Source organism: Kineococcus sp. AC630 (assembly GCF_979255925.1).
In genome coordinates this window covers 101,365-122,940 of the sequence record NZ_CEEDMJ010000017.1, presented here as the reverse complement: position 1 = coordinate 122,940, position 21,576 = coordinate 101,365, and the positions used below count along the sequence as shown (strand labels likewise).

General features: G+C 72.0%; 29 protein-coding genes and 1 riboswitch. Of the genes, 19 read left to right on the top strand and 10 right to left on the bottom strand.

Annotation, left to right across the window (positions count from 1 at the left end):
- Positions 1 to 8: 8 nt before the first annotated feature.
- Positions 9 to 75, bottom strand: a riboswitch (guanidine-III (ykkC-III) riboswitch).
- Positions 76 to 135: 60 nt separating this feature from the next.
- Positions 136 to 1,095, top strand: a complete 960-nt coding sequence (locus AC0I8G_RS18365) for a DUF389 domain-containing protein (RefSeq protein WP_471731227.1) — start codon at positions 136 to 138, stop codon at positions 1,093 to 1,095.
- Here the strand turns inward: AC0I8G_RS18365 and AC0I8G_RS18360 are convergent.
- On the bottom strand, positions 1,067 to 1,903 hold the full coding sequence (locus AC0I8G_RS18360) for a helix-turn-helix transcriptional regulator (protein WP_471731226.1): 837 nt from the start codon (positions 1,901 to 1,903) through the stop codon (positions 1,067 to 1,069). The genes AC0I8G_RS18365 and AC0I8G_RS18360 overlap by 29 nt on opposite strands.
- A 101-nt stretch (positions 1,904 to 2,004) precedes the next feature.
- Between AC0I8G_RS18360 and AC0I8G_RS18355 the strand changes: the two genes are divergently transcribed.
- Positions 2,005 to 2,757 carry an SDR family oxidoreductase gene (locus tag AC0I8G_RS18355; protein WP_471731225.1) on the top strand — a complete coding sequence of 251 codons (753 nt, stop codon included), beginning with the start codon at positions 2,005 to 2,007 and terminating at the stop codon, positions 2,755 to 2,757.
- 1 nt (position 2,758) lies between these two features.
- On the opposite strand, the gene AC0I8G_RS18350 is transcribed toward AC0I8G_RS18355, so the two are convergent.
- Positions 2,759 to 4,423, bottom strand: coding sequence for an alpha-keto acid decarboxylase family protein (locus AC0I8G_RS18350; protein ID WP_471731224.1), 1,665 nt, complete (start codon positions 4,421 to 4,423; stop codon positions 2,759 to 2,761).
- A gap of 101 nt (positions 4,424 to 4,524) precedes the next feature.
- Here AC0I8G_RS18350 and AC0I8G_RS18345 point away from each other — a divergent pair, with 101 nt between their 5' ends.
- From AC0I8G_RS18345 to AC0I8G_RS18325, 5 genes are all read left to right on the top strand, one after another.
- Complete coding sequence (locus tag AC0I8G_RS18345) at positions 4,525 to 4,980, top strand: Lrp/AsnC family transcriptional regulator (protein ID WP_471731223.1); 456 nt, start codon at positions 4,525 to 4,527, stop codon at positions 4,978 to 4,980.
- A gap of 148 nt (positions 4,981 to 5,128) precedes the next feature.
- Positions 5,129 to 7,144, top strand: coding sequence for an alkaline phosphatase (locus AC0I8G_RS18340; RefSeq protein ID WP_471731222.1), 2,016 nt, complete (start codon positions 5,129 to 5,131; stop codon positions 7,142 to 7,144).
- Positions 7,145 to 7,307: 163 nt separating this feature from the next.
- Positions 7,308 to 7,661, top strand: coding sequence for a nuclear transport factor 2 family protein (locus tag AC0I8G_RS18335; RefSeq protein WP_471731221.1), 354 nt, complete (start codon positions 7,308 to 7,310; stop codon positions 7,659 to 7,661).
- A gap of 133 nt (positions 7,662 to 7,794) precedes the next feature.
- Positions 7,795 to 8,031 carry a hypothetical protein gene (locus AC0I8G_RS18330; RefSeq protein ID WP_471731220.1) on the top strand — a complete coding sequence of 79 codons (237 nt, stop codon included), beginning with the start codon at positions 7,795 to 7,797 and terminating at the stop codon, positions 8,029 to 8,031.
- Between the two features lie 23 nt (positions 8,032 to 8,054).
- Entirely contained in the window at positions 8,055 to 8,597 is a 543-nt protein-coding gene (locus tag AC0I8G_RS18325; RefSeq protein ID WP_471731219.1) for a P-loop nucleotide/nucleoside kinase family protein, read from the top strand.
- Here the strand turns inward: AC0I8G_RS18325 and AC0I8G_RS18320 are convergent.
- The 3 genes from AC0I8G_RS18320 to AC0I8G_RS18310 are packed head-to-tail and all read right to left on the bottom strand — an operon-like array spanning position 8,539 to position 10,070.
- Positions 8,539 to 9,243, bottom strand: a complete 705-nt coding sequence (locus AC0I8G_RS18320) for a uridine kinase family protein (protein ID WP_471731218.1) — start codon at positions 9,241 to 9,243, stop codon at positions 8,539 to 8,541. The two genes, AC0I8G_RS18325 and AC0I8G_RS18320, sit on opposite strands and share 59 nt — an antisense overlap.
- A 47-nt stretch (positions 9,244 to 9,290) precedes the next feature.
- A complete protein-coding gene (locus AC0I8G_RS18315) occupies positions 9,291 to 9,683 on the bottom strand; it encodes a VOC family protein (protein ID WP_471731217.1) in 393 nt (130 codons plus the stop codon).
- Between the two features lie 39 nt (positions 9,684 to 9,722).
- Positions 9,723 to 10,070 carry a hypothetical protein gene (locus AC0I8G_RS18310; protein WP_328294069.1) on the bottom strand — a complete coding sequence of 116 codons (348 nt, stop codon included), beginning with the start codon at positions 10,068 to 10,070 and terminating at the stop codon, positions 9,723 to 9,725.
- Positions 10,071 to 10,172: 102 nt separating this feature from the next.
- Between AC0I8G_RS18310 and AC0I8G_RS18305 the strand changes: the two genes are divergently transcribed.
- A complete protein-coding gene (locus AC0I8G_RS18305; protein ID WP_471731216.1) occupies positions 10,173 to 10,841 on the top strand; it encodes a GNAT family N-acetyltransferase in 669 nt (222 codons plus the stop codon).
- 50 nt (positions 10,842 to 10,891) lie between these two features.
- Here AC0I8G_RS18305 and AC0I8G_RS18300 read toward each other — a convergent pair whose 3' ends face one another.
- Positions 10,892 to 11,593 carry a TetR/AcrR family transcriptional regulator C-terminal domain-containing protein gene (locus AC0I8G_RS18300; RefSeq protein WP_471731239.1) on the bottom strand — a complete coding sequence of 234 codons (702 nt, stop codon included), beginning with the start codon at positions 11,591 to 11,593 and terminating at the stop codon, positions 10,892 to 10,894.
- Positions 11,594 to 11,854: 261 nt separating this feature from the next.
- Here AC0I8G_RS18300 and AC0I8G_RS18295 point away from each other — a divergent pair, with 261 nt between their 5' ends.
- The 5 genes from AC0I8G_RS18295 to AC0I8G_RS18275 all read left to right on the top strand — a co-directional run bounded on the left by AC0I8G_RS18295 (position 11,855) and on the right by AC0I8G_RS18275 (position 15,004).
- Positions 11,855 to 12,268, top strand: a complete 414-nt coding sequence (locus AC0I8G_RS18295) for an Asp23/Gls24 family envelope stress response protein (RefSeq protein WP_471731215.1) — start codon at positions 11,855 to 11,857, stop codon at positions 12,266 to 12,268.
- Between the two features lie 49 nt (positions 12,269 to 12,317).
- On the top strand, positions 12,318 to 12,479 hold the full coding sequence (locus AC0I8G_RS18290) for a hypothetical protein (protein WP_471731214.1): 162 nt from the start codon (positions 12,318 to 12,320) through the stop codon (positions 12,477 to 12,479).
- Between the two features lie 83 nt (positions 12,480 to 12,562).
- Positions 12,563 to 13,276: an aquaporin Z gene (gene aqpZ / locus AC0I8G_RS18285; protein ID WP_471731213.1), complete on the top strand. Its 714-nt coding sequence runs from the start codon at positions 12,563 to 12,565 to the stop codon at positions 13,274 to 13,276.
- A gap of 17 nt (positions 13,277 to 13,293) precedes the next feature.
- On the top strand, positions 13,294 to 14,130 hold the full coding sequence (locus AC0I8G_RS18280; RefSeq protein ID WP_471731212.1) for a phosphotransferase: 837 nt from the start codon (positions 13,294 to 13,296) through the stop codon (positions 14,128 to 14,130).
- A gap of 4 nt (positions 14,131 to 14,134) precedes the next feature.
- A complete protein-coding gene (locus tag AC0I8G_RS18275; RefSeq protein WP_471731211.1) occupies positions 14,135 to 15,004 on the top strand; it encodes a GNAT family N-acetyltransferase in 870 nt (289 codons plus the stop codon).
- A gap of 25 nt (positions 15,005 to 15,029) precedes the next feature.
- Here the strand turns inward: AC0I8G_RS18275 and AC0I8G_RS18270 are convergent, their stop codons facing one another.
- Positions 15,030 to 15,857, bottom strand: coding sequence for an alpha/beta fold hydrolase (locus AC0I8G_RS18270; protein WP_471731210.1), 828 nt, complete (start codon positions 15,855 to 15,857; stop codon positions 15,030 to 15,032).
- 101 nt (positions 15,858 to 15,958) lie between these two features.
- Between AC0I8G_RS18270 and AC0I8G_RS18265 the strand changes: the two genes are divergently transcribed.
- Complete coding sequence (locus AC0I8G_RS18265; RefSeq protein WP_471731209.1) at positions 15,959 to 16,528, top strand: TetR/AcrR family transcriptional regulator; 570 nt, start codon at positions 15,959 to 15,961, stop codon at positions 16,526 to 16,528.
- A gap of 3 nt (positions 16,529 to 16,531) precedes the next feature.
- Complete coding sequence (locus AC0I8G_RS18260) at positions 16,532 to 16,978, top strand: Lrp/AsnC family transcriptional regulator (protein ID WP_471731208.1); 447 nt, start codon at positions 16,532 to 16,534, stop codon at positions 16,976 to 16,978.
- A 17-nt stretch (positions 16,979 to 16,995) separates the two neighbouring features.
- Here the strand turns inward: AC0I8G_RS18260 and AC0I8G_RS18255 are convergent, their stop codons facing one another.
- Together AC0I8G_RS18255 and AC0I8G_RS18250 are read right to left on the bottom strand one after the other, a co-directional pair.
- Positions 16,996 to 18,573: a GGDEF domain-containing protein gene (locus AC0I8G_RS18255; protein ID WP_471731207.1), complete on the bottom strand. Its 1,578-nt coding sequence runs from the start codon at positions 18,571 to 18,573 to the stop codon at positions 16,996 to 16,998.
- A 39-nt stretch (positions 18,574 to 18,612) separates the two neighbouring features.
- Entirely contained in the window at positions 18,613 to 18,984 is a 372-nt protein-coding gene (locus tag AC0I8G_RS18250) for a hypothetical protein (RefSeq protein ID WP_471731206.1), read from the bottom strand.
- A 220-nt stretch (positions 18,985 to 19,204) separates the two neighbouring features.
- Here AC0I8G_RS18250 and AC0I8G_RS18245 point away from each other — a divergent pair, with 220 nt between their 5' ends.
- Positions 19,205 to 19,513, top strand: a complete 309-nt coding sequence (locus tag AC0I8G_RS18245; protein WP_471731205.1) for a hypothetical protein — start codon at positions 19,205 to 19,207, stop codon at positions 19,511 to 19,513.
- A gap of 116 nt (positions 19,514 to 19,629) precedes the next feature.
- On the top strand, positions 19,630 to 19,902 hold the full coding sequence (locus AC0I8G_RS18240; RefSeq protein ID WP_471731204.1) for a MafI family immunity protein: 273 nt from the start codon (positions 19,630 to 19,632) through the stop codon (positions 19,900 to 19,902).
- Between the two features lie 117 nt (positions 19,903 to 20,019).
- On the opposite strand, the gene AC0I8G_RS18235 is transcribed toward AC0I8G_RS18240, so the two are convergent.
- The gene (locus tag AC0I8G_RS18235; RefSeq protein WP_471731203.1) at positions 20,020 to 20,559 is read right to left on the bottom strand and encodes a DUF7684 family protein; all 540 of its coding nucleotides are present in this window, start codon (positions 20,557 to 20,559) and stop codon (positions 20,020 to 20,022) included.
- 120 nt (positions 20,560 to 20,679) lie between these two features.
- Between AC0I8G_RS18235 and AC0I8G_RS18230 the strand changes: the two genes are divergently transcribed.
- Positions 20,680 to 20,991, top strand: coding sequence for a hypothetical protein (locus AC0I8G_RS18230; protein ID WP_471731202.1), 312 nt, complete (start codon positions 20,680 to 20,682; stop codon positions 20,989 to 20,991).
- Positions 20,992 to 21,242: 251 nt separating this feature from the next.
- Positions 21,243 to 21,545, top strand: coding sequence for a hypothetical protein (locus AC0I8G_RS18225; protein WP_471731201.1), 303 nt, complete (start codon positions 21,243 to 21,245; stop codon positions 21,543 to 21,545).
- The last annotated feature ends 31 nt before the right edge of the window (positions 21,546 to 21,576 follow it).

The following is a 21,576-nucleotide window of genomic DNA, read 5'->3' as shown; positions in this document are numbered from 1 at the left end:
GAACCTCACGTCCGCCGTCTTGTCGCGTGACCGGGTACGGCGGGCTCGTCCGGGCGCCCGGGTGACGGGCGCTGCTCCGAGGTTCTCCCACCCGGTCTCCGGGGTCAAGCCGGGCACCTGCGGCAGCATGGCGGGGTGAGCGTCCTCCACCTGCGGCTGATCTGCCCGTCGGCCACCACGTCCGCGGCCCTCGAGGTCCTGCGCGCCGACGCGGGGGTGACCAACGTCGTCCGGCACGTCGGCGCCTGCCTGCTCCCACCCGGTGACCTGCTGGAGGCCGACGTCGCCCGCGAGGCGGTGGACGCCGTGGTCGACGGTTTGCAGGCGCTGGGCCTGGAGGAGTCCGGGTCGATCGTGCTCGAGACCGTCGACACGGCCCTCGGCCGCCGCATCCGGGAGGCCGAGGAGGCGGCGCCCGGCGCGGGTGACGACGCCCTCATCTGGGAGCAGGTCGAGAACGCCGCCGACGGCGGGGCCACCGGCTCCGCCTCGTACTACGCGTTCCTGGTGCTCGCCACGCTGATCGCCGCGGTCGGCCTGCTGACCGATTCGCAGGTGCTCATCGTCGGGGCAATGGTCCTCGGTCCGGAGTTCGGCCCGCTCGCGGCCCTGGCCGTGGCGATCGTGCGGCGCCGTCGGGACCTCGTCGCCGGACCGGTGCGGGCCCTCGCGCTGGGTTTCCCGCTGGCCGTGGTGGTCACGGCGGCCGCGGTGTTCGTCCTCGGACTCGTCGGGCTGGTGCCGCAGGAGTTCCTCGACGGGCGCCGGCCGCTCACGTCGTTCGTCGCCTCCCCGGACGCGTTCAGCGTCATCGTCGCCGTGCTGGCGGGGATCGCGGGGACCCTGTCCCTGACGTCGGCGAAGGCGGGACCGCTGGTGGGGGTGTTCATCAGCGTGACGACGGTTCCCGCCGCGGCCGACTTCGCCGCGGGCGTCGTGACCGGTCAGTACGGGACGGCGCTCGGCGCGCTGGGGCAACTCGTGCTGAACCTCGCCTGCATCCTGCTGGCCGCGGTGGTGACGCTGCGGGTGCAGCACCACCTGTGGCTGCGGGTCCGCCGGGGGGTCACCGGGCGAACTGCTGCGTCCCGATGACCTGCAGCAGGTCGAGCTTCTCCTGCGCCTCCGTGCCGGGGACGCCGGTGAACACCAGCAGGGCCTGCGCGCGGTTCTCGGTCCACAGGCTCTGGCAGTCGACCTCGAGGACCCCCAGCTGCGGGTGGACGAGACGTTTCCGGGTTCCCGTCTTCTCCTCCACCTCGTGGCGTTCCCAGACCTCGCGGAACTCCGCGCTGCGCCGCAGGAGGTCCTCGAGGACCTCGCGCGCCCGGGCGTCCGACGACAGGGACAACGCCGCCCTCAACCCGGCGGCCTGCAGCCGGGTCTGCCGTTCGTGGTCGTCCTCCGGGTAGTGCGTGCGTTCCTCCGGATCCGTGAACCACCGGTGGAACTGGCTGCGCGCCGGTCCCGCGTGGTGGCGCTGGTCGCCGAGGAGGGCGATCGCGAGCCGGTTCTGCACCAGGGTCTCGGCCAGGTCGGAGACGATCATCGCCGGGGTGTCGTCGAGGCGGTCCAGCACCCGCATCAACCCGGGGGCGATGTGCTCCTCGCGGCGCAACCGCACGGGCGGCCGGTGCCCGGCGAGGCGGAACAGGTGGTCGCGCTCGTCGAGGTCGAAGCGCAGCGCCCGGGCGATCGCGGCCACCACCTGGTCCGAGGGCTGCGGGCCGCGCTGCTGCTCGATGCGGGCGTAGTAGTCGGTGGACATGCCGGCCAACGCGGCGACCTCCTCCCGCCGCAACCCCGGGGTGCGACGACGGACACCGGGCGGCAGCCCGACCTCGCCGGGTCGCAGCGCCTCGCGGCGGCGGCGCAGGAAGTCGGCGAGTCCGGGTCGGTCCACACCACCATCCTCGCTCCGCGGCCGCGGCGCAGCCAGGGACCGCCGATCCCTGGACGACCGGGTCTCTCCCGCGACGGGATCCGCGGGCGCAGGGTGGGGACATGAAGATCACCGGACGCACCGTCCTCATCACCGGCGGCACCGCGGGCATCGGCCTGGGCCTCGCCCAGCGGCTGCAGGCCGAGGGCAACACCGTCGTCGTCGCGGGTCGCCGCAAAGCCCTCCTCGACCAGATCGTCCAGGACCACCCGGGCCTGGCCGCCGTCGAGCTCGACGTCGCCGACCCCGTCTCGGTCCGGGCCGCCTTCGACGACGTGACCACCCGCTTCCCCGACGTCGACGTCCTCGTCAACAACGCCGGCATCGCGCTCTACGAGGACCTCCGCACGGGCGAGAGCCTCGACGCGGCGATCGACGTGATCACCACGAACCTCATCGGTCCGCTGCGGATGTCGTCGCTGTTCGTGCCGTTCTTCGCGACCCGGGGCGGGGGCACGGTGGTCAACGTGGGCTCCGGGCTGGGTTTCGTCCCGCTCCCGGCCTCCCCCACCTACAGCGCCACCAAGGCCGCGATCCACTCCTACTCCGAGACGCAGCGCGTGCAGCTCGCGGGCAGCGGGATCGACGTCGTCGAGATCGTGCCGCCGGCCGTCCGGACGGAGTTCGGCGGCCAGCAGGACGACGACCGGGCGATGCCGTTGCCGGCCTTCCTCGACGGGGTCATGGCGATCCTGCGCGAGGAGCCCGACGTCGAGCAGGTGGTCGTGGACGAGGCGAAGCCGTTCCGGTTCGCCGAGGCGCAGGGGACCTACGGACAGTTCCTGCAGGTGCTCGCCGGTTTCCCGGCGCACTGAGTCAGCGGATGCTCCGGGCCAGCTGCACGAGGGAGTCCGGGGCGTCGTCGCGCGGCAGGACCAGCTCGACGAACGCCGCGTGGTCGGGGTCCGCGCGGACCTTGTCGAGCGTCTCCACGAGGTCGGCGGGGGTGGCGACCCGGTGGGTCGGGGTTCCCGGCGAGCCCAGCGCGGCGGGCAGCTTGGTCCAGTCCCACGCGACGACCTCATGGTAGGCGGCCTCGGGACTGCGGATCGCCCGTTCGACGGTGTACCCGGAGTTGTTGACGAGCAGGATCGTGGGGGTGAGCCCCTCGGCGAGGATCCGGCCGAGTTCCTGGATCGTCAGCTGCGCCGAACCGTCACCGATGACCAGGACGGTCTCGCGTCCCGGCTGGGCGAGCATCGCGCCGAGGGTCGCGGGCAGCGTGTACCCGATGGAGGACCAGACCGGCTGCCCCAGCAGGTCACAGCTGTCGGGGGTCGTGAGCTCCAGCGCCCCGTAGAACGACGTCCCCGCCTCGGCGACGAGCAGCGTCCCCGGGTTCAGCCACTGCTGCAGCAGGGGCCACAGGTCGGCGTGGGTCAGCGGCCCGTCGGGTTCGGCGGGGACGTGCCGCTCGAGGGCCGGGACCTGCTGGCGCGGAAGGGGTTCGGGGCGCGGCGACCGCGCGTCGAGCACCTCCTCGAGGATGCGCAGCGACTCCTCGAGGTACACCCCGTAGAACGCCGTCCCGGCGATGCGGGCGTGGTCGAGCTGCAGGTCGACCGCCGCGTCGGGGTCGAAGCCGTGGCTGAAGGAGCCGGTGAGGAAGTCCGTCATCACCACCCCGGCGAGGACCAGCGGGTGCGCCGTGTCGACGAAGCGGCGGGTGTCGGCGGACCGGGTGAACTTGCCGGCGTAGACTCCGAGGTTCGCCGGGTGGGACTCGTCGAGCAGCGCCTTCGACGCCGACTGCGTCGCGACCCGGACCCCGTTCTGCGCGGCGATCCCCCGGACCAGCTCCTCGAGGCGACGGCGGTGCAACCGCGGCCCCGCCAGCACGGTCACCTCGGGCGAGTCCCCGAGGAACTCCCCGATCGCGGCGCGGAACTCCTCGACCGCCCCGGCGTCGCTGCGCAGGACCCGCAACGGCCGCGACAGCGGAGCGGCCGAGACCTGCTGCACGGCGACGTCGGCGGGGATCCCGAGGTAGACGGGTTTGGAGGTGCCGACCGCGGTGAGCAGCGCCTGGTCGATGGCGGTGACCGCCCCCTGCGACCGCACCACGACGGCGGACGCCGTCACCTCCGCGGCGATGCGCACGAAGTGCCCGAAGTCGCCGTCCGCGAGGGAGTGGTGCAGCAGCGCACCGTCGCTCATCGCCCTCGTCGGGGGCAGGCCCACGACGTGCACGACGGGAACGTCCTCGGCGTAGCTCCCGGCGAGGGCGTTGACGGCGGACAGTTCCCCTACCCCGAACGTCGTGACCATCGCCGACGGCCCGCGTCGCAACCGTGCGTAACCGTCGGCGGTGTAGCCGGCGTTCAGCTCGTTGGCCGACCCGATCCAGCACAACCCGCCCGCGGCCAGCAGTTCGTCGAGCAGGGCGAGGTTGAAGTCACCGGGCAGCCCGAAGAGGTGTCCGATGCCGAGCTGCTCGAGCCGGCGGGCGAGGTAGCCGCCCACGCTGATCGTCGTGGTCATGTCCGCATGACACGCCAACCGGGCGGATCGTGCAACCGACTCCCACGACACTGGTCGTTCCGACCAGTTCCGGGCGACTACCTCCCCCTAGACTGGTCGACGTGACCACCCTGGACGACACGGACCGACGCATCCTCGTCGCCCTCGACACCGATCCCCGCGCCACCGTGGCCCAGCTCGCCATGACCCTCGGCCTCGCGCGGGGCACCGTGCACAGCCGGCTCGAGCGGCTCGCCTCCGACGGCAGCCTGCGGCGGAACTCCACCCGGCTGGACCCCGCGCGGCTGGGGTTGCCGATGCGGGCGCTGGTCACAGCGGGTGTCGACCAGGACGAGTTCGAGGGGATGGTCGAGGACATGTCCGGCATCCCCGAGGTCGTCGAGTGCCTCGGCATCTCGGGCGACTCCGACCTCATGATCCAGATCGCCGCGCGCGACGCCGACCACGTCTACGACATCACCCAGCGCATCATGCGGTGCCGCGGGATCCGCCGGACCTCGACCTCGATCGTGCTGCGGGAACTGCTGGGGTTCCGGATGGACCACCTGCTGGGCTGAGGGCGCCCGGCGCGACGAGGGCCAGGGTGACGGTGCTGTGCACCGCCTGTTCGTCTGGCGTTCTCGGCGAGTTCCACGGGCACTGCCACGTTGTGCCTGCCCGTGAGCCGGCGCCGATCGCGCCGGAGGTTCGAACGAGAGGTACCCGGTGTCCGACACCCAGTCCAGCACGAACGACGACGGTTCGCAGGACCGTCGCGGATTCTTCACCCGTCGAGGCCTGCTCGGCACGGGCGGCCTCGCCACCGCCGTCGTCTTCGGCAAGGGCCTCGTCGACGCGTCCGCCGCGTCCGCCGCCCCCGCCTACGTCCCCGCGCAGCTGAACGTCAAGGACGCGCACTACACGACCACGTTCCGCCGCATCGCACTCAGCTCGGGCACCGGCAGCGCCGTCAAGGTCCTCCCGATCGACCGCGCGAAGTTCCAGGTCGGGGCGAAGTTCGACCTGCGCATCGAGGCCACCGGGGTCGACCCCGAGACCACGAAGATCGTCATCAAGGTCAGCGACGGCAGCGGCCCCGCGCCGCTGCTCGCCCCCGCACCGCTGCGCACGAGTTCCGCCCCGGACTCCGTCGAGGTCACGTTCAAGGACCTGGTCTACCCCGCCGCCGGCAGCTACACGATCGCCGCGGCCGTCACCTCCTCCGCCGGCTCCGCCTCGCAGGAGGTGAAGCACGAGGTCGTGCTGTCGAAGACCGACGCCAAGACCGCGAAGAACGTCATCTTCTTCCTCGGTGACGGCATGGGCCAGGCCGCCATCACCGGCGCCCGGATCCTGTCCAAGGGCATCACCGAGGGCAAGTACGACTCCCTCCTGGAGATGGACACCCTCGACTTCCGCGGGAACGTCACCACCTCCGGCTGCGACTCGATCGCGACCGACTCCGCGAACTCGATGTCCGCGTACATGACCGGCCACAAGTCGGCCGTCAACGCCATGGGCGTCTACCCGGGCAACTCCGAGGACCCGACCGCCAGCCCGCACGTCGAGACCATGGCCGAGGTCCTCAAGCGGTCGCGGGACATGTCGATCGGCATCGTCACCACCGCCGAGGTCCAGGACGCCACTCCCGCCGCGGTCTTCGCGCACACCCGTCGCCGTTCCGAGTACGCGAGCATCATGGACCAGGCCCTCGAGCCCGGTCAGATGCCCGACGTGTACATGGGTGGCGGCCGCGCGACGTTCCTGCCCATGTCGGTGAAGGGGTCCAAGCGCACCGACGAGCGCAACCTCATCGAGGAGTTCAAGGACAAGGGATTCGCCTACGCGGCGACCCGCACCGAACTCTCCGCGGTGATGGCCTCCGGCACCCCGGACAAGCTGCTGGGTTCCTTCCACACCGGCAACCTGAACGTCTACATCGACCGCCAGGTCACCCCGAACCCCGCCGTCCTCGGTGAGTTCGACGACCAGCCCGGTCTGGTCGAGATGACCAAGGCCGCGCTGAAGGTCCTCGAGAAGAACGACAAGGGCTTCTTCCTGATGGTCGAGGGCGCCTCGATCGACAAGTCCGAGCACCCGCTCGACGGCCCCCGCGCCGTGTACGACGCGATCGAGCTCGACCAGGCCGTCGGCATCGCCAAGGAGTGGGCGAAGGACCGCGACGACACCCTGATCGTCGTGACCGCCGACCACAACCACGCCATGAGCATCGCCGGCACGCACACCCTCTCCAAGGAGGGGTCGCCCGCGCGCCAGCAGAACGGCGTCTACGCCGACGCCGGGTTCCCCACCTACGTCGACTCCAACGGTGACGGGTTCCCCGACGACCCGAACCCCGACGTGCAGTTGTTCTTCGGCTGGTCCAACCACCCCGACCACCCGGACGACTTCGCGCACAACGCCGTCCTGGCCCAGCCGGCGCTGGAGGACGCGGCCACCGGCCTCGCGTTCCCGAACCCGGCCCGTGACCCGGGCGCCGTCGTCCAGATCGGCAACCTGCCGATGGAGGACACGAACTGCGTCCACACCGTCGAGGACGTCTTCATCGGCGCCTCGGGCCCCGGTGCGCAGCGGTTCGCGAAGCTCCTCGACAACACCGAGGTCTTCCACAACGTCTGCGCGGCCCTGGGTCTGGAGATCCCGACCTACTCGCTGAAGTCCACCAGCGCCAAGGTCGCCGAGACCGAGGTCGCAGCCGCCGAGACCGCCCGCGTGAGCTGACACCTCCCTGACGAACGCCCCCTGCCGCACCCAGCGGCGGGGGGCGTTCGGCGTTCCGGCTCCGTCGTCCGGCGGGTGCGCGGACATCGCGGTCCAGGGCATGGTGGACCCCGAAGACCCCGCTGGGGACAGCCCGGACACCGACCGTCGACCGAGGAGAGCCATGACCGTCGAAGAACTCGTGCACGCCAACCTGATGCAGGTCTTCGGCGAGCGGGACCCCGAGCGGCGCTGGGCGAGCGTCGTCCGCATCTACGCCCCGGACGTCGTGTTCGCCGACCCGGAGGAGTCGGTGGTGGGTCACCGGGCGCTGAACGACAAGGCGCAGCGACTGCTCGACGAATCGCCCTCCTTCGTCTTCAGTCCCGGCGGCGAGGTGCAGGTCGTGCAGGACCTGGGCTACCTCGCGTGGCAGTTCGGGCCCGAGGGCGAGGCCCCGGTGGTGCGCGGAGTGGACATCGTCCTCGTGGCGGACGGCGTGATCACCAAGGTCTGGACCATGCTCACGACATCCTGACCCGGGACCGGTTCCCAGGCGGCGGGGCGAGCCCGACCAGGACGCAGGAGCACCGGTCGCACCGGGAACCGATCGGCGTCGGCCCACCTCCAAGCGGCGTGAGCGACCCCGCTCCGCAGAGAGGTGGTGCAGCGTGACCGGTCTGGTGGTCCTGTTCGTCGTCTGCTTCGTCGTCCTGGGTGGCGTCTCCCTCTGGCGCTCGCTGACCGGTACCGGCCGGTCGGGCGGGTCCTCCCACCACTCGTTCCCGGGCGGGAGCGACGGCGGTGCCTCGTCGAGTTCCTGGGACGGCGGTTCCTCGTCCGGGGACTGCGGCGGCTCCTTCGACGGCGGCGGGTCCTCCGGCGGCGGGGACGGCGGTTCCTGCTGACGCCGGGTGGGGACGGCGGTGTCGTGGCTGCCCGGGGCGTGACCGTCGTCCTCATGGTCGGGCTGCCCGGCAGCGGGAAGACGACCCGCGCCCGTCAGCTCGAGGCGGAGGGGGCACTGCGCTTCAGCCTCGACGAGTGGATGCTGCCGTTGTTCGCCGGCGAGAACGGGACCCGTCAACGCGACACCCTCGAGGGTCGGCTGATCTGGGCGGGACTGCGGGCCGCGGACCTCGGGGTCGACGTGGTCCTCGACTTCGGGTTCTGGTCCCGCGCGGAACGTGACGCCCTGCGCCACCTGTTCGCCGCCGTGGGCGCGGAGTGCGTGGTGGAGTTCCTGGACGTCGATCCCACGACTCAGTGGGAGCGGGTGAGCAGGCGCCAGGTCGAGGCCCCCGGTGACACGTTCACGATGACCCGCGGGGAACTCGACCACTGGCGCACGCTGTTCGAGGTGCCGACGGCGGAAGAACTCGCCACGACCACGAACGGGCCGCCCGCCGGGTTCCTCACGTGGTCGGCGTGGGCGGCGGACCGGTGGCCGTCCCTGCCCGACCGGGGACGCTGACCGCGACCTCGTGGGGCCGCAACGGGATCACCGGCGTTCCCGCGACGACGACGTCGGCACGCTCCCACGGGCGGTCCGCCGCGAGGAACCGGAGTTCCTCGTCCATCCACCGGTGCCAGAACGCGATCGTCCCCGCCTCGTCCCCGTTGACCCCCGACGCGGTGTCGCGGGCGATCCCCCGACGTTCCGCCTGCACGAAGTCCGACTGCACCCACACCACGACGTCGAGGAACTCCGACAGTTCCCGCCGACCGGCGCCCACCCCTTCGACGACGAGCAGGTCGGTCCCCTGGGGCACCTCGACGGCTCCGTCACGGCCGTGCGCGGGCCAGGCCGGTGGTCGGTAGCGGACGCCCTCCCCGCAGCGGGCGGGGACCAGGACCCCGTCGCGCAACAGGTCGGCCCAGTCGAAGAAGGAGTGGTTCCAGGCGATGTCGTCGGTGTGGACCGCACCCGCTCGCAACGCCTCGGCCACGGCCCGGGTGACGAGCCGGTCGGTCAGCGTCGACTTGCCCGAGGCCCCGCGACCGTCGACGGCCAGCACGACCGGCCCGTTCCGGGGGGCCAGGGGGGCGAGGACCCGGCGGAGGAGGTCCCCCAGGTCCAGCGGGGCCCACGGTCCCGCCGCCGGCTCCACCGCGGGCACCGTCATCGTCGTGCCCACGTCCCGGCCCGGGGGCGGCGTCCCCCCGCTCACTCGGGGAGGTACAGGCAGAAGACGTGGCCGTGCGGGTCGCGCATCACCCGGACGGTGTCCTGCGGCTGGAACTCGAACAGTTCCGCACCTCCGGCGACGGCGTGCGCGACGCCCGCGTCGAGGTCGTCGACGGCGATGTCGAGGTGGTCCTGCACCTGCTGGTCGCCGGGGCGCTGCGGCCACTGCGGCGGAACGTAGGCCGTCTCGCGCTGGAACGAGATCCCGACCCCGCCGTCGGGGTCGCGCAGCACGATCCAGTCCGGCGACCACTGCTCGGGTTCCATCCCCAGCAGGTGCCGGTAGAAGGTCGCGAGTTCCGGGGGTTCGGGGGAATCGAGCACGACCGCCGACAACCGCGGGCGACCGCTCTGCGTCGTGGAGGTGTTCACCCGCACAGCCTGCCGTCGGGGACCGGGCGTGTCACCCCCTCAGCGACGGACGCGGACCGTGCGCCAGATGTCGCGCAGCGCCCAGGGCACGGCCACGACGAGCCAGGCCGCGAGGCCGACGAGGCTGCCCGACCAGAGGAGGAGCGCGGTGATCGCGACGAGCACGAGCGTGAGGACGATCCGACCGACTGGGCCGAAGGTCACCGAGGACCCGGCCCAGCGCGACTGCCTGAAGGCGGGCTGCTCGAGCGGCGGTGGGTCGTCGGTGCGGTGGGTCTGCAGGGGGGCCGTGAACCGGGCGTCGGGTGCGGGCGCGAAGCAGAGCCCGCACCACTGGTCCGTGGGGGCCAGGGCGCGGCCGCACTGACCGCACCCGGTGTCCGCCACGTCTGCCCGATCGGCAGGTTCCGCTCCGGTCTTGAACCGACCCGAAGACCTGGTCGACGTGGTCGACGCGACCGGTCACGACGTCGCGGGCAGGATGGTCCGGTGGACTCAGCCCTGGTCGACGTCGTGCGCCGCCACTGGGAACACCTCGCCGGTCCGGGGGCCCGCTTCGCCCCGGTCGAGGAGACGCGCGCTCTGGTCGCACCGGGTTCGGTGGTCTTCCCCGACGGCTGGTGCGGGATCGTGACGATCGCCGGCCGGGTCCTGGCCACCGCCCCCGACGCCGACGGGGCCCGGGTTCTCGACGACCACCTGCGCGGAGGCCGACCGTCCCCTCCCGCCGTGCTCGGACCGGCCCAGCTGGCGTACCTGGCCCGCGACGCACCCCTCCCGACCGTGGCCGGGGAACTCCACCCCGCCGACCCGGGCGATGCCCTGCAGGACCTGCTGCGCAGCTGTTCCGCCGACGACGTGGGCGAGAGCGGGATGACCGGGATCGACTCTCCCGCGTTCCTGGTCGTCGAGGACGGCGAGACCCTCGCCGCTGCGGGGTACGAACTCTGGCCCAACGACGTCGCCCACCTCTGCGTCCTCGTCCGGGCCGACGCGCGGGGGCGCCACCTGGCCCGCACCGTCGCCGCCCGCGCGAGCGCGCACGCGCAGTCCGCCGGGCTGCTGTGCCAGTGGCGCGCCCGCCCGGCGGAATCCCTCCGGGTCGCGCGGAGCATGGGCTACGAGGTGCTGGGGAACCAGCTGGGACTGCGCTGGTAGCGGCGGAGGTCTCCCGCGCGAGCGGGGCCGAGGAGTCGCGACACCCGGACTCAGGCGCCGCTGCCGCCGAGCACCTGGGCGGAGATCCGGTCGATGAGGCTCTCCAGCGACTCCTCGAACTCCTGCAACGCCCGGTCCTCCCCCAGCCTCCGGGCCAGGCGCCGCACGATGGGCGCGTCGTCGAGGCCCCCGACGGGTTCCTCCTCGTCCACCAGGTCCAGGGGTCCGACCGCCCCACCGCGCTGGGACACCTCCAGGAGCAGGTTCCCCAGCAGGAAGCTGGTGAACGCCCGGTAGGCCGCCACGGCCTCCTCGTCCGAGAACCCCTGCTGCACCAGTCCGGAGAGGAACGTCTCGACCCAGCTGATGCTGCGCAGCGGCGGACGCAGCCACGGCGCCTCGGGGGGCGTCGAGGCGATGAGGGGGAAGGCCTTGGGGTGGGCGATGGCCATGCGCCGGACACCGTGGGCCATCCGCTGCAGGAAGTCCTGCCAGCCGTGCTCGGGAGACCGCAGGACGTCCACGTCGTGGTCGAGTTCACCAACCAGCGCGTCGACGACGCCGTCGAGGAGGGCCTCGCGGCCCGGGACGTAGCGGTAGAGGGACATCGCCTCGACCCCGAGCCGCGCTCCGAGGCGTCGCATCGTCAGCGCGGCCAGGCCCTCCTCGTCGATGGATCGCAGGGCCGTGGACAGGATGCGCTCACGACTGAGCGGGACCCGGTCGGAAGGTCGTTCCTGCCCGTCGACCACCAGCTCGTCCACGTCGGGGAGGTGGCCCGGATCGGGTTGCTCGCTCCGCTGCGCCTCGGTGGGCCCACCGTCGTCAGGGTCTGCCGCCACGCCCCGATCCTGGCACCGCTGCTCCCGTTGCGCCTTCCCCCGGGGTCGGCAGCGGCCCGGACGGGTGTCGTACGGGCCTCACCCAGGCTGGCGCTCATCCAACTTACGGTGTAAGTCTCTTCCTGACCCGTCCGTCCAGGCCGGGCCGACGACGCCCGAGAGGACGGTCCCGTGCCGCAGGACACCACCAGCAGTTGGGCCGCGACCCCTGAGGGGAGCACCACGATGGCCGACGACGTGGTCGCCACCATCGCCGGCATCGCCGCCCGCGAGGTGCCGGGGGTGTTCGCCCTGGGCGGCAGCGCGGCCCGCGCCGCCGCCGCCGTGCGCGAGCGCACCCCCCGCAGCCGGTCGGATCTGACGACGGGTGTCCACGCGACGGTCGGCGAGACGCAGGCCGTGGTCGACGTCGTCGTCGTCGTGGAGTACGGCAGCGACGTCGTCGACGTCGCCGCCGGGGTGCGGCGCGAGGTGGCCGCCGCCGTCCGGCGGATGACCGACCTGACGGTCACCGAGGTCAACGTCACCGTCCGCGACCTGCACCTGCCCGTCGGGGGCGAGGACCCCGCCGAACAGGTCCGCTGACGACCGCCCCGCCACCCCGGCGCTGCACCACCACACCGAGGAGAACTCCGTGCCCTTCCTGATCGACACCGTCCTGCGGCGGTGGCTGCTCACCACCGTCGCCGTACCCCTCGTGGCCTCCGGGGCCCACCGCCTCGCCCGCCGCCTCGAGGCGCGACGCGGCGGCGCCACGTCCGCGCGCCGTCAGGGTCTGCTGCGGGGCCGACGGTGAGCGCGACGGGTCGTCGCGGCGCCTCCGCGCGCGCACTCCGGGCGGCTGACACGCCGGGCGCGGCCGAGGAACCGAGGCCGGCCGTGAAGTTGGCGGCCGAGGTGATCGGGACCTTCGTCCTCGTCCTGGGCGGGTGCGGGGCCGCCGTCCTCGCCGCCTCGACGACGACCACGGACGGCGCCGCCGTGGGCATCGGCTACCTGGGGATCGCCCTGGCCTTCGGACTGACGGTGCTCGTCATGGCCGCCGCGCTCGGAGGAGTGTCCGGCGGGCACTTCAACCCGGCCGTCAGCCTCGGCCTCGCGGTGGCGGGTCGCCTCCCGTGGCGGGACCTCCCGGGGTACGCGCTGGCGCAGGTCGTCGGCGCCGTCACCGGGGCGGCGGTCCTGTTCACCGTCGCCTCCGGGCGCCCGGGTTTCGACGCGGCGGCCTCGGGGTTCGCCACCAACGGCTACGGCGAGCGTTCCCCGGCCGGCTACTCCCTGCTCGCGGCGCTCGTGGTCGAGGTCGTCCTCACCGCCGTCTTCGTGCTGGTCGTCCTCGGCGCCACCGCACCCCGCGCACCGAAGGCCCTCGCCCCCGTGGCGATCGGGCTGGCCCTGACGCTGATCCACCTGGTGTCGATCCCGGTCGACAACACTTCGGTGAACCCCGCGCGCTCCCTCGGCCCGGCCCTCTTCGCGGGAGGACCGGCATTGCAGCAGCTCTGGCTGTTCGTCCTCGCCCCGCTGGTGGGCGCGGCGCTCGCCGGTGCCCTGCACGTGGGACTCTTCCGAACCCCCGGGCACCGCGACTGACCTGGTGAGGAAACCGGGTGCGCGACGGCAGGGCCGTGCTGCACGGTGGGCCCGTGACCGGCACCCCGCCCGACGAGACCGTTCTCACCGGCGGTGGCCGCAGCACCGTCACCCGGCGGGGTGACGCCGTCCTGCGCCCGGCGCGTCCCTGGTCGCGCAGCGTCGCGGCCCTGCTGCGCCACCTGGAGGACGTCGGGTTCGAGGGTTCTCCCCGCCTCGTCGGTGACGGTTTCGCCGCCGACGGGCGCGAGGCGGTCGAGTTCGTCCCGGGCGGGTTCGTGCACCCGCACGCCTGGTCCGACGACGGGACCGCCGCGGTCGGCGAACTCCTCCGCCGGCTGCACGAGGCGACGGCGACGTTCGTCCCCCCGCACGACGCGGAGTGGCAGCCCTGGTTCGGCCGGGACCTCGGGCGGACTCCCCGCGTCCTGGGGCACTGCGACACCGGACCGTGGAACATCGTCGCGAGGGACGGCCTCCCGGTGGTGCTGATCGACTGGGAGACAGCGGGTCCGGTCGACCCCCTGCTCGAACTCGCGCAGGCGGCGTGGCTCAACGCGCACCTCGTGGGCGACCGGGTCGCCGAGCTCCAGGGTCTCGGGTCGGTCGACGACCGCGCCCGAGGGTTGCGGCTGCTCGTCGACGGCTACGGGCTGGCGCGCACGCACCGTGAGGCCCTGCTGGACCACGTGATCACCGTGATCGTCGCGGACGCCCACACCCAGGCCGTGGAGGCCGACGTCACGCCGACGAGCACCGATCCGGCGCCGTTGTGGGCGATGGCGTGGCGCACGGCCAGCGCGGACTGGGTGCTGCGTCACCGTCGCCGGCTGCTCGCGGCTCTGGTGGACTGAGCCCGTGACGACGTCCTGGCGCATCGCGACCCACGCGGAGGAACCACTCGACCCCTCCGCGGTGCTCGCCCTCTTCGCGGCCGAGGGGTGGTGGCCCGAGCGCACCCCGTCGGCCGTGCGTGACGTCCTGGACCGCGGGCCTGCCGTCGCGGCCCGGGCCGGCCGGCGGGTGGTGGGGTTCGCCCGGGCGGTCTCCGACGGGGCGTTCCGCGCGTACGTCGAGGACGTCGTCGTCGACCGGGAGTTCCGCGGCCGCGGTCTCGCCCGGGAACTCCTGGACGCGTTGCTCGCGGAGCTCCCGGACGGTGCGACGACGAGCCTGTTCTGCGACCCGGAACTCGTCGAGCTCTACCGAGGGGCGGGTTTCTCCGACACCGGCCAGGTCGTGCTGCACCGGCGTCCCCGGGTCGAGTTCGTGCTGACCCACCCCACCGAGGCGGACGACGTCCTCACGGCGTACTACGAGGACATCGTCACCCGCTGGTACGGGCGGCCCGCGACGCCCGCCGAGGTGAGCCGGGCGATGGCGGAAGGTCCCAGCCACGACCTCACGGGTTCGACGGGCGCGCTGTTCGTGGTCCGTGACGGCTCGCGGGAACTCGGCTGCGGCGGGCTCCGCCACGTGGACGCGGACGTCGCGGAACTCACCCGGGTCTGGATCACCCCCGCCGCCAGGGGACGGGGTCTCGGCAGCCGGCTCGTTCGGCGCCTCGAGGGTTTCGCCGCGGAGAGCGGACGGACGAGAATCCGCCTCGACACCCGCGACGACCTCGTCGAGGCCCGGGCGATGTACGCCCGGCTCGGTTACGTCGACGTCGAACCCTTCAACGACGACCCGTACGCCCACCACTGGCTGGCCCGCGACCTGCCCTGAACGTCAGGTCGGGTTCAGGCTGGGTTCAGGCCTGGACGAAGGGCAGCAGGATCGCGTTGAGCTCCTCGGCGTGGGTCCAGCCGAGCCCGTGCGGAGCACCGTCGATCTCGTGGTAGTCGGCCTCGGGGAACGCGGCGTGGAACGGACGACCGGTGGCCTCGATCGGCAGGATCCGGTCCGCGGTGCCGTGCACGATGAGGGCGGGCTTCCCGCTGGCGCGCACCGCGGCGACGTCGGCGGTGAAGTCCTCGATCCAGCTCGGGACGACGGCGTAGGCGGCGACCGGGGCACTGCCGGCGGCGGTGTTCCAGCTGGCGTCCACGGCCTGCTGGGAGATGCGCGACCCGAGGTTCTCGTCGAGGTTGTAGAAGTTCGCGTAGAAGTCGGAGAACCAGGCGAAGCGGTCCTTCTTCGCCGAGGCCGCGATGTCGTCGAACACCGACTGCGGAACCCCCTGGCCGAGCATGCCGGGTTCGACGGAGGCGAGGAACGCGAACTTCGCGACGCGGTCGGCGCCGAAGAGCTTGGTGTAGCGGGCGAGTTCACCGGTGCCCATGGAGAACCCGACGAGGATGACGTCGTTGAGGTCCAGCGTGGTGAGGACGGCGTTCAGGTCGGCTGCGAAGGTGTCGTAGTCGTAGCCGGTGCCCACCTTGGAGGACCGGCCGAAACCGCGGCGGTCGTAGGTGATGACGCGGTACCCGGCGGCGAGCAGTTCGCGGCTCTGACGTTCCCAGGAAGAGCCGTCGAGCGGGTAGCCGTGGATGAGGACGACCGGCTGCCCCGTGCCGTGGTCCTCGTAGTACAGCTCGATGGAGGTCGAGTTCTCCTGGCCGACGGTGATGGTGCCCATGGTCGTCTCCTGTGGTCGAGCCGTTGAGAACGGTCGTTCTCTGGCGATGGCCCTACAGTAGAGAACGACGGTTCTCAGCGCAACCCCCCAGGAGGCACGAGATGACGACCGACACCGCAGCAGACCGCGACCGCATCGTGCAGGCCGCCGACCGGCTGTTCAACCGCAGCGGCGTGCAGGCCGTCGGGATGGACGCCGTCCGCGCGGAGTCCGGGGTGCCGCTCAAGCGCATCTACGCCGCCTTCCCGTCGAAGGACGCCCTCCTCCTCGCCGTCCTGCACCACCGCAGCGGCAGCTGGGACGCCGGCCTCGCCGGGGCGGCCGCCACCGCGACGACCCCTCGCGAACGCCTGCTCGCCGTCTACGACTTCCTCGACGAGTGGTTCCGCGGCAACGACTTCCGCGGCTGCGGGTTCATCAACGCCTTCGGTGAGCTGGGCGGCGTCTCCCCGGAGGTCGTCGACCTGGTGCGGGCGCAGAAGGCGTCCTTCCAGGCCTACGTGGCCGACCTCGTCGACGAGCTGGGCGCACCGCAGCTGCTCGCACCGCAACTCGCCCTCCTCGCCGAGGGCGCGCAGACGACCGCGGCGATCAGCGGCGACCCGGTCGCCGCGGCACACGCCCGCTCGGCCGCGGAGACCCTCATCGACGTCGCGCTGACGGGACGCTGAGCGGTGCCCCTCGACCTCGACGCCACCGATCACCGCATCGTCGAGCAGCTGCAGCTCGACGGCCGGATCTCCGTCGCCGACCTGGCCCGGACGATCAACCTCTCCGCCAGCGCCACCGCCGAACGGCTGCGCCGCCTCACCGAGGGGGGCGTGGTCACGGGCTACAGCGCGGTCGTCGACCCGCAGGCCCTCGGGTACGCGATCACGGCGTTCGTGCGGCTGGCCTACCCGACCGGCAACTACAAACCCTTCCACGCCGTCGTCGACACGACCCCGGAGATCGTCGAGGCGCACCACGTGACGGGCGCGGACTGCTTCATCGTCAAGGTCGTGGCCCGCTCGATGCCGGACCTGGAACGGATCGCCGGTCGGTTGGCGACGCTCGGTGGCATCACGACGAACGTCGTGTACTCGAGCCCGCTCCCGAGGCGCCGCCTGCCACCGGCCTGAGACCTCCCGCGCCGGACTCAGCGACCGGAGCCCCGAGCGTGCGGTGCGGGTGGGCCCTGCGGACCGAGAACCCGGTTGCGTCCGGCGCGCTTGGCTTCGTAGAGGCGGGCGTCGGCACGGGCCACGAGGTCGGACCAGGTCGTCAGCGACTCGGCGACGGTCGCGGCGAAACCGACGCTGACCGTGATGGGAATCCCTGCTGCAGAGGGGAACCAGTCGTGTTGCTCGATCCCGGACCGCAGCGTCTCCGCCGAGAGTTCGACGGCGCTGACGGACCACCCCTCCCACACGACGACGAACTCCTCACCGCCGAGGCGCGCGCAGAACTTCCCCGGGGCACCGTCGACGTAGTGCCGCAACAGGATCCCCAGCTCACGCAGGACGGCGTCACCGGCGTCGTGGGAACGTTCGTCGTTGACGCGTTTGAAGTGGTCGAGGTCCACGATGGCGACGGTGACGGGGCCGGGCCCGTCGAGCACCTCGCGGACGTGCTCCTCGACCGCGCGACGGTTGGGCAGGCCCGTGAGGGAGTCCGTGAGCGCGAGAGTGCGGAACCTGTCCCGGTCGCGTCGGGCGGTGGAGGCGTCGAACTGCACCTGGGCGAGCAGGGCTCGTGCGGCGTTCTGACGGTCCTTCAAGCGCACGTGCTCCCGGTGGAAGCGGACGTGCGCGCGGTAGGCCCCCTCCCAGTCGCCCGTCGTGGCGCGGTAGGTCGCGTCCGCCTCCTCGACCTCGGCAAGCACCCCCGGGAGGTGCCGCTCGGTCGCCAGGGTGCGGGCGGTCTGGAGCTGCTCGAACGCCGCCTCGGTCCGCTCGAGACCGATGAGGATCCGGAACGCCGTGAGGCGCGCGATGGGTTCGTGGTCGGCGCCGTTGTCGGGACAGCCCGGCTGGAACGCCTCGGTGATGGCCGACCAGGCCTCCTCGAACCGCCCCGCCCGCAGTTCGACCGTGGCGACGGTGTCGAGGTCGGCCATGCGCAGCGGGATCCCCGAGGCGGTGGCGACGCGGCGCATGCGTGCGGCCAGCCGGACGGCCTCGTCGACGTGCCCGACGTCGGCGTGCTCCCAGGCGGTGTTGTTCAGCGCGAAGAGTTCCAGCGCCGGGTCGTCCTCGCTCGCGGCGATCGCCAGGACCTCCGCGATGACGGCCTCGTGGGAGTCGACCGCACGGTCGAGGACGACGGTGAGCGCGAGGAGGTGCTCGGCGCGCAGCCAGGCCGGGGCGGCCGCGGGGAGGACCTCGACGGCGCGGATGGCGTGCCAGCGGGACTCGGCGACGTCTCCCGCCTGCAGGTGCAGCTGGAACCGCAGGAAGTGGGTGCGGGCGAGGAGTTCGTCGTCGCCGGTCTCCTCGGCGACCCGGACGGCGCTCTGCACGATCAGGCCGGCGGTCTCCACGTCGCCCGTCGTGCCGATGACGTCGGCCCGCACGAGGGCGGCGCGGACGGCGGCGACGCGGTCCCCCGCGGCCTCGGCCGCGGCCTCGATCGCCGCGGCGGCCTCGCCCTGGCCCAGCAGTTCGTACCCGCGGGCGCGCTCGAGCGCACGCACCTGGTCCACCAGGGGCGTGACGCGCACCGCGGGGATCGCCACGTCGTGGACATCGGCGTGTCCGGCGGCGACCCTGAGCCTTCAGCCCTCGAGGAAGTAGCGCCGCGCCCCGCCGACGGGCTCCAGGGTCAGGAACCGCTGCGGCAGGCCGGCCCTGGTCCGCAGCGCGGCGTAGCGTCCCAACGGGCCGTCGCAGGGTTCCACGACCCAGTCGCGGTCGGGGTGCTCGCGTTCGAAGGCGTCGACGTCGTCGAGCAGGTAGACGCCGCCGGCGCCCAGTTCCAGCTCGACGTCGTGCACCTCGAGCAGGACCGCGGCCGTGCTCGTCCCGGGCGCGGCCAGCAGCACGGAATCCCGGTCCGGGTGCCACAGCACCGTGAACCCGGACCGTTCGAAGCCGGTCAGCGCCTGCTTGAGGTTCGTCACCGGGTGCTTCTCGAACCCCAGCCTCACCGCACCACCCCTTCGTCGTGTGCGGTCATCCTGCCGCAGCCGGGAGGTGGTGTCCCAGAACTCCGGCGACAGTCGATCTGTCAAGACGTCGGTGACGGTTGCGGAGTCATCAGGTGCGGCCGCCCCGACAGCACGCACTCCGCGGGATGACGGTGCGTTCCGAGACGGGTGATGCCGATGATCGTCTGACACCACCTCCTCGTATCGCTACGGTCCGAAGATGCACACAGCAGCGATGGTCCGAGCTCTGCAGGTGGGAAGTGCCATCGCCTTGGGAGGTGGTCTGATCTTCGGCGCCATGCCCCTCCCGCTGCACAACTACGGTTGCACCTCCGCTTTCGCTGGCAACGTCAACGACAGCACTGATCTCTGGCCGGCGTGCTCTCAGCAACGTGCGGACCGGCAGAACCTGGTGCTCGAGCTGATCGTCGTCTCCCTCGGTCTCGCTGCTGGGGCTGAGACGTACTTGCGACTCACGCAGCAGGAGGTCGCACGGCGGGCCGAGGAAACGGCCGCACCGGCAGAGTGAGGCGTCCGCGGACCTTCTCGGCGATCGCTCGATCATCGCCACGATCGCGACGTCGCCGACCACCGGTGACACGCACAACGCGGGATGACCGTGAAGTCACCTGGCAGCATCGAACCGTGGAGCCGGACTACCTCGTGCGGGTCGCCGCCGAGCTGCGCGAGCTAGCCAGCCGGCTGGGTGGGCGTCTATCGGACGATGAGGACAGGCTGGTGGAGGAGTACGTCAGCGTGAACGAGCTCGGCCTCGCCCTCGAGTCCCTGGTCGATGCACTTGCTGAGGCAGAGCAACCCGTCTCCGCCGATGAGCGAGCGACCATGTTGGCCCTGGCCGGTCCGATGGGCTTGGAGGACGAGGTCACCCGAGCCCTCGTCTTCTGTCCGTTGTCCTGAGGCTTGCTGGCTCCTGAAGACTGAGACTCGTTGCCCTGCAGGACAGCGCTATCGCGCGCATCGCGGGATGACCGTCAAGGGCCACCGGCATCGGAGGCGACGCAGCGACACCATCGCCTACGCCCTGCGCAGGCAGTCGATCGCGGCTCGGACCTCATCACCCGCGCGGGGCATGGCCATGGTGATGAGCAGGCGCAGACCGCTGTCCTCCTGCCCGCCCGCCGGCGATGCGCAGGTCCAGAAGAATTCCAACGTCTCGCTCAACGGCTCCTCGTCGTGCCAGGTGGTCATCACCAGGCCGCGGTCGGGGTTGAATTCAGGAGCGGACTCGGGCGCGCCGGCACGGTCTCGATCGTCGAGGTGGAGGTCCAGGTCGACGATGTCGGCGTCGACGATGTCGTGGACGCGTTCGCAGTCCGGGCCCCAGGCGCTGAAGTAGTGCATGCCGGTGCGCAACGCGGTCTTGGACAGGGCGCTGATGTCCTCAACGGGTAGGGACCGGGCGTCGCAGGCCAGGAGGAGGGCGTAGCTGGATCCGGTGGGGCTGAGCTCATGCAAGACCTCGGCCGCTGCGGTCAGGGTGTTCACCTCGGCCAGCACCAGTTCGGCGTCGATCCCAGTGCTGGTCGTGCCGGTGAGCACCTGCTGGGTGGGCATGGAGCGAAGGCTAAGCCTGCCCGGGTGGGGGTGGTCGCCGTGGCCGCGCTCATCGGCAGGATGACTGTGAGGTTCCTTGAGAGCCGATCCGCCCTGCTCACCACGTGCCAGCATGTCGACGTGACGATCGAGAACGGTCAGCTCGTCCTTGAGCGGCCGACGCCCGCTCACCGCGATCTCCTGCGCAGCTACGTCATCGAGGTGGACGGCCAGCGGCAGGGTCGGCTGCGACCAGGACGCGAGCTCCGCATCACCATGCCCGCAGGGCGACACCGCGTTCAGGCGCGGATCGACTGGTCCGGTAGCGATGTCACCGAGGTCGATGTCACAGCCGGCGCGGAGGTCCGGTTGGTCGTCGAACCGACTGGCACTGCTCTCGCGTTCTGGCAAGCCTTCACGCGATCTGGCTACCTGCGGCTTCGACAGGTCTGACAACAGCCACCACGGGATGTTCTGAGGGCGCCTTCACCCGGTGGCTCAACGGCAGTTGGATCAGTGTTCCGCTCATCCGCGCTTCGGCAAGACCGCGACGTCGCCGGCCCCAGCAACAGCGCGCACAACGCGGGATGACCGGACGTGTCCGAAGCGAAGGAGCTGTGCATGAGGGCAAGATCGCCGGTTGACGCGTGCTGCCCCTGCCATGGTGAGGACGTGCAGGTCGTGTCGGGGCAAGGGGCTGACCCGTGGGATTGATCAACACTGTCGGTCCGGGACTGGTGGCCCTGGGCGTTCTGGGGTTGCCGGTGCTAGCTGCCGTTCGATGGCGCTGCTGGAGCGTGTGGGCGGTAGGGCTGTACCTGCTCAGCGTGGGGTTGCTGGTGGTGTGGACGGCGAAGAGCGCGGTGATCGCGGACAGCAGCTACGACAACCCTCCGGCGTGGCCGGCTCTGCCGTGGATGCTGGCTGCGGTCGTGGCCGCGGGGGTCACCGGGGCGGTGCTGTGGGCTCGTCGGGGGCGTGGGCGGACGTCCTGGCCAGCGGGATGACCGTGACGTCGACCGGTCAAGGCACAGTGAC